General features: G+C 72.2%; 12 protein-coding genes. 3 read left to right on the top strand and 9 right to left on the bottom strand.

What is annotated here, in order from left to right; all coding sequences use genetic code 11:
• On the bottom strand, positions 1-626 hold a 626-nt coding region (locus AX737_RS30400; protein ID WP_066927802.1), incomplete at its 3' end, for an EamA family transporter.
• 208 nt (positions 627-834) lie between these two features.
• On the opposite strand from AX737_RS30400, the gene aroC reads away from it, so the two are divergent.
• The gene (gene aroC / locus AX737_RS30395; protein WP_066927800.1) at positions 835-1,923 is read left to right on the top strand and encodes a chorismate synthase; all 1,089 of its coding nucleotides are present in this window, start codon (positions 835-837) and stop codon (positions 1,921-1,923) included.
• 44 nt (positions 1,924-1,967) lie between these two features.
• Positions 1,968-3,056 carry a 3,4-dihydroxy-2-butanone-4-phosphate synthase gene (gene ribB / locus AX737_RS30390; RefSeq protein ID WP_066927798.1) on the top strand — a complete coding sequence of 363 codons (1,089 nt, stop codon included), beginning with the start codon at positions 1,968-1,970 and terminating at the stop codon, positions 3,054-3,056.
• A 7-nt stretch (positions 3,057-3,063) separates the two neighbouring features.
• On the opposite strand, the gene AX737_RS30385 is transcribed toward ribB, so the two are convergent.
• The 7 genes from AX737_RS30385 to AX737_RS30355 form a co-directional block, all read right to left on the bottom strand.
• Positions 3,064-3,378, bottom strand: coding sequence for a BrnA antitoxin family protein (locus tag AX737_RS30385; protein WP_066927797.1), 315 nt, complete (start codon positions 3,376-3,378; stop codon positions 3,064-3,066).
• Entirely contained in the window at positions 3,359-3,640 is a 282-nt protein-coding gene (locus AX737_RS30380) for a BrnT family toxin (protein ID WP_066927795.1), read from the bottom strand. The genes AX737_RS30385 and AX737_RS30380 overlap by 20 nt, the downstream gene beginning before the upstream one ends.
• 52 nt (positions 3,641-3,692) lie before the next feature.
• Complete coding sequence (locus AX737_RS30375; RefSeq protein WP_066927792.1) at positions 3,693-4,619, bottom strand: histone deacetylase family protein; 927 nt, start codon at positions 4,617-4,619, stop codon at positions 3,693-3,695.
• Between the two features lie 311 nt (positions 4,620-4,930).
• Complete coding sequence (locus AX737_RS30370; protein ID WP_066927790.1) at positions 4,931-6,283, bottom strand: chloride channel protein; 1,353 nt, start codon at positions 6,281-6,283, stop codon at positions 4,931-4,933.
• Between the two features lie 84 nt (positions 6,284-6,367).
• On the bottom strand, positions 6,368-7,297 hold the full coding sequence (locus AX737_RS30365) for a hypothetical protein (RefSeq protein ID WP_238232115.1): 930 nt from the start codon (positions 7,295-7,297) through the stop codon (positions 6,368-6,370).
• Positions 7,298-7,693: 396 nt separating this feature from the next.
• Entirely contained in the window at positions 7,694-9,097 is a 1,404-nt protein-coding gene (locus AX737_RS30360) for a deoxyribodipyrimidine photo-lyase (protein ID WP_066927786.1), read from the bottom strand.
• A 296-nt stretch (positions 9,098-9,393) separates the two neighbouring features.
• The gene (locus AX737_RS30355; RefSeq protein ID WP_066927784.1) at positions 9,394-10,506 is read right to left on the bottom strand and encodes an ABC transporter substrate-binding protein; all 1,113 of its coding nucleotides are present in this window, start codon (positions 10,504-10,506) and stop codon (positions 9,394-9,396) included.
• Positions 10,507-10,664: 158 nt separating this feature from the next.
• On the opposite strand from AX737_RS30355, the gene AX737_RS30350 reads away from it, so the two are divergent.
• Positions 10,665-11,255, top strand: coding sequence for a protein-tyrosine-phosphatase (locus tag AX737_RS30350; RefSeq protein ID WP_066927782.1), 591 nt, complete (start codon positions 10,665-10,667; stop codon positions 11,253-11,255).
• A 5-nt stretch (positions 11,256-11,260) separates the two neighbouring features.
• Here AX737_RS30350 and AX737_RS30345 read toward each other — a convergent pair whose 3' ends face one another.
• Positions 11,261-12,475, bottom strand: coding sequence for a branched-chain amino acid ABC transporter substrate-binding protein (locus AX737_RS30345; RefSeq protein ID WP_082773384.1), 1,215 nt, complete (start codon positions 12,473-12,475; stop codon positions 11,261-11,263).
• Positions 12,476-12,769 lie beyond the last annotated feature (294 nt).

Here is a 12,769-nt window from a genome sequence, read left to right as displayed (position 1 = left end):
GCGCCCGTGCGCCAATCGGCCCGCGCGAGCCCGTGCGCCGCCGCCGCCGGCCCCTCGAACACCAGCGACAGGAGAAGGAGCGGCGGCGTCGCGGCAAGGCTCGCCCAGACCATGAAGGCCAGCATGTCGATGGCGCCGGCCGCCTTCACGACGAGGTTCGCGGCCGCCCAGGCCAGGGCGGCGGCGAGGACCATGAGGAGGGGCAGCAGGGCGGCGCTTTGCGCCTGCCACGCCGCGATGATCGCGACGCCGCAGGCGGCCACCGCCCCGCCGACGACCTGCAGGCCGCCCGGCCGCTCGCGGAAGAGCGCGAAAGCGAGGCCGATCGTGAAGAACACCTGGACCTGGACGACCAGGGAGGAGAGGCCGGCCGGCATCCCGAGCGCGATGGCCAGGAACATCAGCCCGAACAGGGCGACGCCGTGGAAGAGGCCGAAGGCCAGCACGAGGCGGGCCGGTGCACGGGGCGGCCGGACGAAGAGGACCGCCGGGAACGCGGCGAACAGGAAGCGGAGCGCCGTGAGCAGCAGGGGCGGCAGGGTCTCGAGGCCGACCTTGATCGCCACGAAGGCAAGGCCGAGCAGCAGGGCGACGAGCAGCGCCGCCAGAACGTCCCGGACCGCCATCGCGTCAGCTCCCCCTGTCGGACCGTGCCGGCTCACCCGGTTCAGCGCCCGGCCCGACGCTCTGCCGCGGAGCGCCGGCGAAATCCAGAGACGGCGGTCGCGGACAACGCGCACCGCGTCCGGCGACACGGTCCGGACGGATGCGCGGGTCGGCCCTGTCGTCGGCGGATTTGTGGGTCGCGCCAAGCCGCGCTAGAGCACGGCCACCATGTCCCACAACACCTTCGGCCACCTGTTCCGCGTCACCACCTTCGGCGAGAGCCACGGGGTGGCGCTCGGCTGCGTGGTGGACGGTTGCCCGCCCGGCCTGCCGCTGGAGGCCGCCGAGATCCAGGCGGAGCTCGACCGGCGCAAGCCCGGCCAGTCGCGCTTCACCACGCAGCGGCGCGAGCCCGACGCGGTGAAGATCCTCTCGGGCGTCTTCGGAGACGATCGCACGGGGGGGCGCCAGCTCACCACCGGCACGCCGATCGCGCTGGTGATCGAGAACACCGACCAGCGCTCGAAGGATTATTCGGAGATCCGCGACAGCTACCGGCCGGGCCACGCCGACTACACCTACGAGGCCAAGTACGGCATCCGCGACTATCGTGGCGGCGGGCGCTCCTCGGCGCGCGAGACCGCCGCGCGTGTGGCCGCCGGCGCCATCGCCCGCAAGGTCGTCCCCGGGATCACGATCCGCGCCGCCCTGGTGCAGATGGGCCCGCACGCGATCGACCGCGCCCGCTGGGACTGGGAGGAGGTCGCCCGCAACCCGTTCTTCTGCCCCGATCCGCAAGCCGCCAAGCTCTACGAGACCTATCTCGACGGCATCCGCAAGGACGGGTCATCCATCGGCGCGGTGATCGAGGTGGTGGCCGAGGGCGTGCCCCCGGGCCTCGGCGCGCCGCTCTACGGCAAGCTCGACGCGGATCTGGCCGCCGCCATGATGTCGATCAACGCCGTCAAGGGCGTCGAGATCGGCGACGGCTTCGCGAGCGCGGCGCTCCGCGGCGAGGACAACGCCGACGAGATGCGCGCGGGCAACGCCGGCCCGGCCTTCCTCGCCAACCACGCGGGCGGGATCCTGGGCGGCCTCTCCACGGGCCAGCCCATCGTCTGCCGCTTCGCGGTCAAGCCGACCTCCTCGATCCTCACGCCGCGCCGCACCGTCACCCGCGAGGGCCGCGACGCCGAGATCGTCACCAAGGGCCGCCACGACCCCTGCGTCGGCATCCGCGCCGTGCCGGTGGCCGAGGCCATGATGGCCTGCGTGCTCGCCGACCACTATCTGCGCCACAGGGGGCAGGTCGGCTGAAGCTTCGGCCGAGCCGATCGCCCGCACGAAACCCGAGAAGTCCCGTGCCCCACCACTCCGTCACCGAGGCCATCGAGGCCTTTGCCCGCGGCGAGATCGTGGTCGTCACCGACGACGACGACCGCGAGAACGAGGGCGATCTCGTCGTCGCGGCCTCGCTCTGCACGCCGGAGAAGATGGCCTTCATCATCCGCAACACCTGCGGCATCGTCTGCGCGCCGGTGACGCTCGCGGAGGCGCGCCGCCTCCACCTCGCCCCGATGGTGGCGGCCAACGACGCGCCGCTCGGCACCGCCTTCACGGTGACGGTCGACGTCAAGCACGGGCTGACCACCGGCATCTCGGCCGAGCAGCGCTGCAACACGGTCCGGGCGCTCGCCAACGGCAACATGGGCGCGGGCGATTTCGTGCGCCCCGGCCACGTCTTCCCCTTGATCGCCCGCGACGGCGGGGTGCTGATGCGCTCAGGGCACACCGAGGCCGCGGTCGATCTCTGCCGGCTCGCCAAGCTCCCGCCGGTCGGCGTGATCTGCGAGCTCGCCAACGACGACGGCACGGTGATGAAGGGGCCGCAGATCACGGCCTTCGCGGAGACGCACAAGCTCCGCCAAGTCTCGGTCGCGGACCTGATCGCCTACCGGCAGGCCCGCGAGAAGCTCGTCGAGCGGGTCGGCCAGTTCCCGGTCAGGACCGAGCACGGCCCGATGACCGGCTACGCCTACACCACGCCCTTCGAGACGATCCAGCAATTCGCCTTCGTGCACGGCGAGATCGGCGACGGGCGCGACATGCTGGTGCGTCTGCACCGCTCGAACGTCGTCGCCGACGTGATCGAGGGCGGCCGCCAGATCGAGGCGGTGATGGCCCGCTTCGCCCGCGAGGGCCGCGGCGTGCTGGTCTACCTGCGCGACGGCACAGCGGGTGTGCCGCTCCAGCGCGTGTCGGAGGGCGGGACCGAGGAAGGCGCCGAGGCGCAGCGCGTGCGCCAGTGGCGCGAGGTCGGCCTCGGCGCCCAGATCCTGCGCGACCTCGGCGTCGTGTCGATCCGCAACCTCTCGACCGCCTCGCGGTCCTATGTGGGCCTGTCGGGCTTCGGCATCGAGCTGGTCGGGGACGAGCTGCTGGAGGGGTGAGCCCAGTTCAGGCCGCGGGCAGGTCCTCGGCGGCGCGTCGGAGCGCCGCGTTCAGGCGCGCCTGCCATCCTAGGCCGGTCGCGCGGAACCGATCGAGGATGTCCCGGTCGATGTTCAGGCTGACCTTCTCCTGAGCGACTGCTCGCTCCCGAGCCTGCAGGATCCTACGCAGCAACTCGGGCTGGGTCTCGGCTAAAGGTCGCGCCAGCGCGAAATCGGCCTCTGTCAGTTCAGGATTGTCGGGATCGGCAGCGATCCCGGCCTGGATGCGTGCCTCCTCGGCATCAGAGATAGGGGGCAGGTCAAGGTCTGGCTTCGGCATAGAGCCTCCTCTCGATACGGCTCGCAGGCCGCAGGCTCACCAGAGCGATAGCCTGCGATCCGAGGGGCGACAGGATCGCCGCGACGACGAGCCTGCCCTCGAAAACTCCGACGAGCCGCTTGCGCGGCCTGCCCCGCGCGCTGTTCGACGCCCCTAGATCGACCGCGGAGGCGAAATCGAAGCCCGCTTCGAAGGTCGCAAAGTCCAGGCCGTGCTTGGCGAGGTTGGCGACCCGCTTCGGCTCGTCCCAGACGATCACCATAGCAAGAGATACGGTTCGCGACTGGCGGCTTCAACGCCGGTCACGGTTCACCTCACCGCCCCATCAGCGCGTCCACGTGCTCGTAGACGGACTTGCCGAGCCCCTCCAGGCTGTAGCCGCCCTCCAGGATCGAGACGAGGCGGCCGCCCGCGTGGCGGTCGGCGAGTTCGAGGAGGCGCCGGGTGGCCCAGCCGAAATCGGCCTCGTCGAGGCGCAGGTTCGCCAGCGGGTCGAGCCGGTGCGCGTCGAAGCCCGCCGAGACCAGGATCAGGTCGGGCTGGAAGGCATCGACCCGGGCCACGATCGCCTCGAAGGCCTCGCGGAACACCGCGCCGTCGTCGTTCGGCCGCAGCGGCACGTTGACGATGGTGTCCTTCGCGCCCCGCTCGGAGGCCGCGCCCGTGCCGGGGAAGAGCGGCATCTGGTGCGTCGAGGCGTACATCACCGTGCCGTCGTCCCAGAAGATGTCCTGGCTGCCGTTGCCGTGGTGCACGTCCCAATCGACCAGCGCCACGCGGGAGACGCCGTGATGCGTGCGGGCGTAGCGGGCCGCGATCGCCGCCTGGTTGAACACGCAGAAGCCCATCGCCCGCTCGCGCTCGGCGTGGTGACCGGGCGGGCGCATCGCCACGAAGGCGTTCGAGCACTCCTTGGCCATCACCGCGTCGACCGCGTGGTTGGCGCCGCCGACGGCCCGGAGCACCGACTCCAGGGTGCCGGGCGACATCACCGTGTCGCCGTCGATCGCGACCATCCCCTCCTTCGGCGCGGCGGCGACGATCGCCTCGACGTAGGCTTCCGGATGGGCGAGCGCGGCGACCGAAGGCTCGGCCCGGGGCGCCTGCACCCGCACGAGGCCGGCGAAGCGCTCGTTCTCCAGCACGCGCTCGACGGCGCGGATCCGGCTCGGCCGCTCGGGATGGCCCTCGGGCACGATGTGGTCGAGGGCGGACGGGTGGCTCACGTACAGGGTGGTCACGGCTGAACTCAAGCCTCCCGGCGGGGCCGGCGCATCTGTCGCGCGCCTGCAACAGCCCCGGCCAATGTGCCAGGACGGAACGCGCGAGGCTACGGCGAAGTGCCCGCGCTGGCTATGGTTCCCCGACCTCCTGAAACCATTCGAACAAACGGGGGGCTGCCCGCGGGCAGGACGTCACGCGCACCGTCCCGATCATAGCGCCTGCCGTCGGCCCGAGGCCGCGACTTCGAGGCGGTGCCCGACCCCAGGGTCGGGCACCGCCTTCATGGACCCGGAAGTCTCGTGGCGCGGGGGGCAGGGCCCCGAGGGCCTCAGGAACCGGGCCGCGATATGCCGGGCGGCGACATGCCGGGCCCGCTGGCCTCCGCCTTCTCCAGGATGATCTCCGCCAGGGTGTGGTAGAGGCCGCCGCGGCAGACCGCCTTCGAGGCCGCGTCCGCCAGCAGCGCCGCCAGCATCAGGGGGATCATCATGGCGTGGTCCTGGGTCATCTCGGTGACGATGACGAAGCTGGTGATCGGCGCCTGCAGGACGCCCGTCAGGTAGGCCACCATCCCGATCAGCACGAGGGCGCCGACGGGCACGTCCGCGAACAGACCGTGCAGCGCGCCCCCCATCCCGGCGCCGACCGCGAGCGAGGGCGCGAACAGGCCGCCCGGGATGCCGCTGACCGAGGAGAGCACGGTCGCCAGGAACTTCAGGGGGGCGAAGTCGGGATGCGCCGCGCTCTCCCCATGCAGGATCGCGCGGGCCTCCTCGTAACCGGTCCCGTAGACCACCCCGCCCGAGGCGAGCCCGCACAGGGCCACGCCGAGGCCGCAGAGGCCCGCGAAGGCGACCGGATGGCGGGCGATCCAGCGCCCGGCCCGGCCGGGCAGGCCCCGCGCGAAGGCGATGACGAGGCGGCTGAACAGGCCGCCCGCCAGCCCGCCGAGGGCACCCAGGACCGCGACCACGAGCCAAGCCTGTCCGGACGGCAGTTCGGCGCGTGCGGTGCCGAAATAGGTGTAGTTGCCGGTGAGCCAGAGCGCGGTGAGGCCCGCCGCGACGATGCCGGCGACGATGAGCCCCGAGGAGCGGGCCTCGTAGGCCCGTCCAAGCTCCTCGATGCCGAAGACGATGCCGGCGAGCGGCGTGTTGAAGGCCGCCGCGACACCGGCCGCGCCGCCCGCCAGGATCACGCCGGGCAAGCGCTCGGGCGTCAGCCGGCCGAAGGCGGCCATGATCGCGGCGCCCACCTGCACGGTCGGGCCCTCGCGGCCGGCGGAGGCGCCGCAGAGCAGGCCAAGGCTCATCACGGCGATCTTGCCCGCCGCCACCCGCAGCGAGATCAGGGCGTGGCGCAGGCCCGGGTCGCGGGTGTGGCGCGCGGCGATCACCTGGGGGATGCCGGAGCCCTGCGAATTCGGGAACACGGTGCGGGCGAGCAGCGCCGCGAGCGCGAAGCCGGCGGGCGTCAGGAGGAGCGCGATCAGCGGGGAGGGCGCGGCGATCCGCCGGAACAGCACCTGCGCCCCGTCGGCGAGCTTGGCCATGAGCACCGCGGCAAGCCCGACGCCGATGCCGCCGAGCAGGAACATCAGCCGTCCGCGCCAGATCGGGAAGGCGTCGGCGGAGGCCCGGCGCAGGCGCGACAGGGCGGATCGGTAGCGCAGGCGCGGCATGTCCTCGGTCCAGTGGCCCCGGTCACGATAGGCCGGCGCGGAGCACCCGCCAGCCCGGCCACGCCTCGGCGGCGGGGATAAGCCTCAGAAACTCAGGCCGAAGCGCAGCCGGGTCTGGTGCCGGTCGAAATTCGTGAGGTCTAGCGGGCGCGGGGCGCCCTCCGCGGAACCCGCCACCTGGAAGCTCCAGGTGAAGGAGGCCCAGGCCTGCGGGGTCAGCGTGGCGTAGAGGGTGGGTCCGAGATAGACCGCCCGTCCGCTGAACCGGTCGAGCCCCAGACCCTCGAAGGCCTGCGCGTAGCGGGCCTCGGCGCCGACGAACAGGCCGGGACCGGCCTCGTAGGCAAGCGCCCCCGCGAGTTCGAGGCCGGAGCCGCGCAGGCGCTCGCCGCTGCCGTCGAGCCGGGCCGCGGCGAGCGAGAACCCGAGATTGACGGCGGCCACGAGGCTGCCCGGCACGATCTCCCAATCGGCGAGCAGCGCGGCGTCGAGCCCGTAGCTCTCGGCCGGCAGCCCCGAACCGGTATCGACCCGGCCGACGCTCGGCACGACGTTGAGGGTGAGGCCGAACGGGCCTTCCCGCCGGTCGATGAGGCGCAGGCGCGTCTCCAAGAAGGCGCCGCTCAGCCCGCCGGTGCCGCGGTCGGCGAGGCCCGGCACGCCTGCGGCGGCGAAGCGGTGGAAGCCGATGCCGGGCGCGATCCGGAAGGAGGCGTCGAGCGGGATCTTCAGGACAAGCCCGCCATCGACCGCGCGGAAGCGGCCGCCGCCCCGTCCGGACCGCCCGGTGGCCTCGAACTCGAACTCCACCTCGCCCGGCACGCCGATGTCGGAGCCCTCGACGAAGCCGAACAGGTGCTCGCTGTCGAGGCCCGCGGGTGCCGCGTTCTCCCGGGCGGTCGGCCGATCCTGGGCGGGGGCGGGCAGGGCGCCCGCGAGAAGGCAGGACAGGACGGGGGCGAGGCCGCGCGCCACCTTTCCGAGAACCGAGCCTTGCCCCATACCCACGCGCATCGCACCGCTCCGGCTATCAGATATAGCTTATGCTATATCTGATAGCCGGAGCGTCTCAGGCGTCAAGGGCCGAGGGGCGGCGGCGAGCGCGGGCACGGCGGCGGACGTAGGATCCCCGTCGGAGGACGGGATCCGCGACTTCGGGCCCCTCGGCGAGACGCATAGTTTGAAGCGCCATTCCTGAGGATCGGATCGGGCACGAACCGCGCCGCGCTCCCGCTACCGTGCGGGCGAGGGGATCCGTGCCGCGCCCGGGGCTCCGACGGATCTCTCCACGACGGCACGCGCAGGCTTGGCCCTACGCGACCTCCCCTCGTCCGCCGGGAAGGGGGGAGCGCCGGATGGGTCCGCGTCGCGTCGGACCGGAAACCGTCGCGGAGAAGGCCGGCCCCGCCCTCAGAAGTCCTGCGGCCGGCCCTCCGCGGCGCAGAGATCGGCGACCGTGCGCAGATAAGCCTTGGCGTCGAACTTCCGCAGCGAGTTCTCGCTCTGGTAGCGCACGGTGCCGAAGACCTTGCGCTTCGCCCAGGGGCGGTCGTGCAGACCGTAGACCCAGGCGACGTTGGTGAAGGAGTTCGCGTCGCGCCCGTCGAGGAAGTAGCGGTTGTTGAGCCTGAGCGTCCGGGCGAAGCCCTCCTCGGGGGAGGGGGACCATTCGAGGATCTTCTTGCCCCAGTACATGCGCAGGTGGTTGTGCATGTAGCCGGTCTCGCGCATCTCGGCCTGCGCGGCGTTCCAGTAGCGGTCGTGGGTGCGGCCCGCGGCGAGATCCTTCTCGTCGTAGAGATGCGGGCGCGGGTCGTCGGCGTGCTCGGCCAGGGTCTTGCGGGCCCATTCGGGCACGGCCTGCGCGTAGGCATCGTAGCGCGCGGTGTAGTGGACGTGATTCATCGCGAGTTCGCGGCGGACGATCACCTCCTCGAGGTACGAGGCGCGGTCGTCGGCATCGCCGTCCTTCGCCCCCCGGACGGCCAGCGCGATCTCGACGGGCGAGATCTGGCCGAAATGCAGGTAGGGGCTCATGTGCGAGGCCGCGCCGGCCTCCGGCCGGTTTCGCCCGGCCCCGTAGCCAGCGAAGGCCTCGGAGAGGAAGGCCTTGAGGCGACGCCGCGCCTCGGTCTCGCCGCCGCGGAAGCGCTGCACCGGCGGCACGGAGCGGTCGAGGGTCATGCCGGCGAGCACCGCGTCGGGATCCGAGATGTCGATCTCGGAGCGGAGCTTCAGCCCGTCCGCACGGTGCTTCACCCGGCGCGCGGTGAGAGGCTCCAGGAACTGGTCCCAGACCCGGTGGAGCTTGGGCCGAAGCGTGCGGGCCGCGTGCTCGTGCTTGGGGGAGGCCGTCTCGACCGGCACCACCACGTCGCCCTCGACCTGCACGATGCGGGTCTCGACGCCCTCCGCGATCTCGGCGTACCAGCCCCTCTGGATCGCGAGGTAGCCGCGGTCGAGGACCAGCAGGGCGGCTTCGCGGGCGAGGTCGATCGCGACCGCGGCCGGGGAGGCCTTGCGCATGACGAAGCCGACCCCGCGCCGCTCCAGCCCCGCGGCCGCGTCGGCCAAGCCCTGGAGCAGGAAGGCGTAGTGCCGGGCATTGGCCTCGGGAAAGCCGCTCGCCCCATCGAGCAGGCCGAAGCAGGCGACCACCGGCAGCCCGAGCCGGTTCGCCTCCTCGATGGCGAGTTCCAGGGCCGGGTTGTGGTGGGCGCGGTTGGCCTGCTGGAGCAGGTAGAGGACGTAGGCGCCCTCGGGCCGGGGCTCGACGTCGTTGAGCACCCGGACACGCTGCCCCTGGATCGCCATCGTGCAAACTCCCGCCGAACCTCGGTCGAGAGCTAGGGCGGCGCAGCGCCCGCGACCGCGACCGCGCCCTGGCATGCGACATTTGGGACACAGGCGCGCGCGATGTGTTGCACCGCACGATGAACGACAGTGCTCCTGCCCCAATGCCCTTGAAAGTCAGCCGACGCGGGAGCAGATTGTGCATCGCGGGATCGCGATGGCGTCGCGCTCCCGCAGCCCTCTTTGGGCGTTTCCTCCCTAGACTTCGGGCCGCTCCCTCGGGAGTGGCCTTTTTTCTTGGGCCATGCCCAGCCGCGTCAGCCGCGGGCGCGGGCGCGGATCATGAAGTTGTCGTAGGTGTATTCCGCCACCTGGAACCAGAGATAGGCCTCGTTGCGGAAGGTCTTCATCGCCTCGTAGACGCGGCGGAAATCCGCGTTCTTGGCCGCCATCTCGCCGTAGACGTCGTTGGCGTTCTTGAGCGCCGCCTCCATCACGTCCTGCGGGAAGGGGCGCAATTGCGCGCCGCCGGCGACGAGGCGGCGCAGGGCCTGCGGGTTGCGCGCGTCGTAGCGCGCCTGAACCTCGGCGCCGACCTGGGCGGCCGCCCCCTGCAGGATCGCCCGGTAGGTCTTCGGCAGGCTCTTCCAGCGCTCGGCGTTGATCCAGAAGTGGAGCATCGCGCCGCCCTCCCAGAAGCCCGGATAGTGGTAGATCGGCGCGACCTTCTGCAGGCCGAGGCGCTCGTCGTCGTAGGGGCCGATCCACTCGGCGGCGTCGATCCGCTTGGCCTCCAGCGCCGCGTAGATCTCCGGCCCCGCGATCTGCTGCGGCACCACGCCGAACTTCGTCAGCACCTGTCCGCCCAGGCCGCCGATGCGGAACTTCAGGCCCTGCAGGTCGGCGAGTCCCTTCACCTCCTTGCGGAACCAGCCGCCCATCTGCGCGCCCGTATTGCCGCCGGGCAGCGCCACGAGGCCGTACTTGGCGAAGACCTCGCCGAACAGGTCCGCGGCCCCGCCCGCGTTCCACCACGCGTTCTGACCCCGCGCGTTGAGGCCGAAGGGTATGGCGGTGGCGAGCGCGAAGACCGGGTCCTTGCCCGCGCCCAGAGAGGCCGGGCCGTGCCCCATCTCGACCGTGCCGGCGGCGACCGCGTCGATCAGGCCCTCGGGCGGCACCGGCTCGCCGGGGCCCGCCGCCTGGATCTGGAAGCGCCCGTCCGTCGCCTCGCCGACGAGCCGGCCGAGCGTCTCGGCCGCGCCGAACAGGATGTCGAGGTTCTTGGCGTAGGCCGAGGAGAGGCGCCAGCGCAGTTCCGGCATCGCCTGCGCGCCCGCCTCCCGCGCGGAGGCGCCGAGACCCGCCGCGCCGAGCCCCGCCGCCAGGAGCGCGCGTCTCTTCAGGGTCGGGCTGCTGCTCGTCGTCATGGCACCTCGATCGTCCGTCCGCAGCAGAACGGGCCGGGGGCGCGATCCGATCCCCGCGCGAGGCCCGAATCCGCGCGACGGCGCGCCCCTAGCACGGCGAAGCCAGGACTCGAAGCTACCGCTCGAAACCGGGCGGGGCCCGTGCTAGCTCCCGAGCCATGAGCCAGACCGACAGACCGCCCGCCGTTGCCGCCATCACCCTGCACACCGTCTGCGGCCTGCAGGAGCTGGCCGAGCACGGCACGCGCGGGGTCAGCCACGTCCTGTCGCTGCTCGATCCGGGAACGCCCGAGCCCACGGCCTTCGCCGATTACGGGGCGCATCGGCGCACTACGCTGCACTTCCACGACTGCCTCGGTCCGGGCGCCGGGCTGGTGCCGCCCGAGCGCCGGGACGTCGAGGCGATCCTCGAGTTCGGGCGCGGGCTCGACGGAGCGGACGGACACCTGCTCGTGCACTGCCATTACGGGCTGTCGCGCTCGACGGCCGCTCTGCTGATCCTGTTCGCGGGCGCGGAGCCCGAAGCGAGCGCCGACGATCTGGTGGCGCGGCTCCACGCGCTGCGCGAGCCCGCTTGGCCGAACACCCGGATGACAGGCTTCGCCGACGACCTTCTCGGGCGCGGCGGCGCGCTAACCGCCGCCGTGCGGCGCCTGCACGCCCTGCAGCTGCGGGTGCGCCCGCACCTCGCGGAGCTGCTGCGCGAGCACGGGCGCGGGCCGGAGATCGACGCGGCGCTGGCACTCTGACGCGACTACTTCCCGGCGGGCGTGAAGGCGCCGTCCTTCCAGACGTAGAGCACGTAGCCCTGCGCCGTGACGTCGCCCTTGGCGTCGAAGCCGACCGTGCCGAGGACGAGGTCGAACCGCTCGGCGTGGAGCGTCGCCGAGAGCCGCCTCGGATCGGTCGTGTGCGCGAAGTTGCCGGCCGCCACCAGGGCCTGGAGGGCGGCGTAGCCGTAGACCGTCGAGCCGGTCGGGTCGCCGCCCTCGGCCCGGAAGGCCTTCACAACCTCGGCGGCGGCCGGCTGCCGGCTCGGGTCGAGGTAGAAGGTCATCAGCACGCCGTTGCTGGCGGCGCCGGCGATCTTGGCGAAGTCGGACGTGGCGATCGCCGAGGTGCCGAACCATTGCGGCCTGAAGCCCCGCTCGGCCGAGATCTTCACGAGTCGGCCCATCTCGACGGCGTCGCCGCCGTAATAGACCACCTCGATCCCGGCTCCCTTCAGCCGGTCGGCGAGCGCCGCGTCGTCGGCGTCACTCGGCGAGAAGGCGACCGAGAGCGCCTCGTTGGTGCCGATGCGGTTGAGGTTGTCCTTCGTCGCCGCCGCGAGGTTGCGCGAGGCCGGCGTCGTATCTTGGATCAGGGCGATCTTGCGATCGCGAAAACGCTCGGCCAGCACCGCGGCCGAGAGCCGGGCCTGGTCGTCGTCGCGCCCGCAGACCCGGAAGATCGTCGGGAAGCCGCGGTCGGTGAGCCGGGCGGCGACGGAGGCCGCGGTGATCATCAGCGCGCCGTTCTGGGCGTAGACCTCCGAGGCCGCGATCGAGGCGTTCGAGCAGACATGCCCGACGACGAGGCGGACCTCCTGCCGGACGAAGTGGTTGGCGACCGCGACCGCGGTGTTCGAGTCGCAGGCATCGTCCTGCACGTCGAGCACGATCTGCCGCCCGTCGAGACCGCCCCGGGCGTTGGCGTCGCGCGCGGCCGCCTCGATGCCGCGCAGCACCTGCTCGCCCACCGCGACGTAGGCGCCCGAGCGCGGCACGGCCACACCGATCGTCACCGCGTCCGGTGCACCGTTCGTCGTCCGGTTCTGGGCAACGGCCGGCAGGGTGGAGACGGCGAGGGTGAGGGCGAGCAGACGCGCGCGGAGGCCCGCACGGCCGGGCCGGGCGGGAGCGAGCCGGTGCAGGGGGTTCGCCCCGCGCGGGAATCCGGGGCCGAGAGCGACGCGTCCGATCTTCATCGGGGCCCTTCTAGAACCGTTTCCGCGCCCACGAAATCGGCTCCCGATCATCGGACGTCACGAAGGCGCCCGATGCGGGTCGGGCTCGGGCCTTGAGCCTCGCCGCAGGAAACGACGAAGCGTGGCCCGAAGGCAAGGAGGGAATGCGAGGAGGGTTACGCGGCGTCCACAGGGATGCGGATCCTCACTTGCCGTAGGCGTAGATCGCGGCCGCGGATGCGACGGGTCCCGTGACGCTTGAGAAGACGCCGAGGACCTTCTGGAGCTCGGTGTAGGGTGCGTTGGAGACGTAGA

Origin of the sequence: Methylobacterium sp. CCH5-D2 (assembly GCF_001556475.1) — a bacterium.
In the GTDB taxonomy this organism is placed as follows: domain Bacteria; phylum Pseudomonadota; class Alphaproteobacteria; order Rhizobiales; family Beijerinckiaceae; genus Methylobacterium; species Methylobacterium hispanicum.
The sequence above is the reverse complement of the archived record's forward strand: the minus strand, read 5'-3'. Positions and strand labels throughout refer to the sequence as shown.

Excerpts from the sequence above, each read along its gene's own strand:
- aroC (WP_066927800.1), top strand. The coding sequence starts at position 835 with ATGTCCCACAACACCTTCGGCCACCTGTTCCGCGTCACCACCTTCGGC.
- AX737_RS30385 (WP_066927797.1), bottom strand. The coding sequence starts at position 3,378 with ATGCCGAAGCCAGACCTTGACCTGCCCCCTATCTCTGATGCCGAGGAG.
- AX737_RS30380 (WP_066927795.1), bottom strand. The coding sequence starts at position 3,640 with ATGGTGATCGTCTGGGACGAGCCGAAGCGGGTCGCCAACCTCGCCAAG.
- AX737_RS30370 (WP_066927790.1), bottom strand. The coding sequence starts at position 6,283 with ATGCCGCGCCTGCGCTACCGATCCGCCCTGTCGCGCCTGCGCCGGGCC.
- AX737_RS30365 (WP_238232115.1), bottom strand. The coding sequence starts at position 7,297 with ATGCGCGTGGGTATGGGGCAAGGCTCGGTTCTCGGAAAGGTGGCGCGC.
- AX737_RS30360 (WP_066927786.1), bottom strand. The coding sequence starts at position 9,097 with ATGGCGATCCAGGGGCAGCGTGTCCGGGTGCTCAACGACGTCGAGCCC.
- AX737_RS30355 (WP_066927784.1), bottom strand. The coding sequence starts at position 10,506 with ATGACGACGAGCAGCAGCCCGACCCTGAAGAGACGCGCGCTCCTGGCG.
- AX737_RS30350 (WP_066927782.1), top strand. The coding sequence starts at position 10,665 with ATGAGCCAGACCGACAGACCGCCCGCCGTTGCCGCCATCACCCTGCAC.
- AX737_RS30345 (WP_082773384.1), bottom strand. The coding sequence starts at position 12,475 with ATGAAGATCGGACGCGTCGCTCTCGGCCCCGGATTCCCGCGCGGGGCG.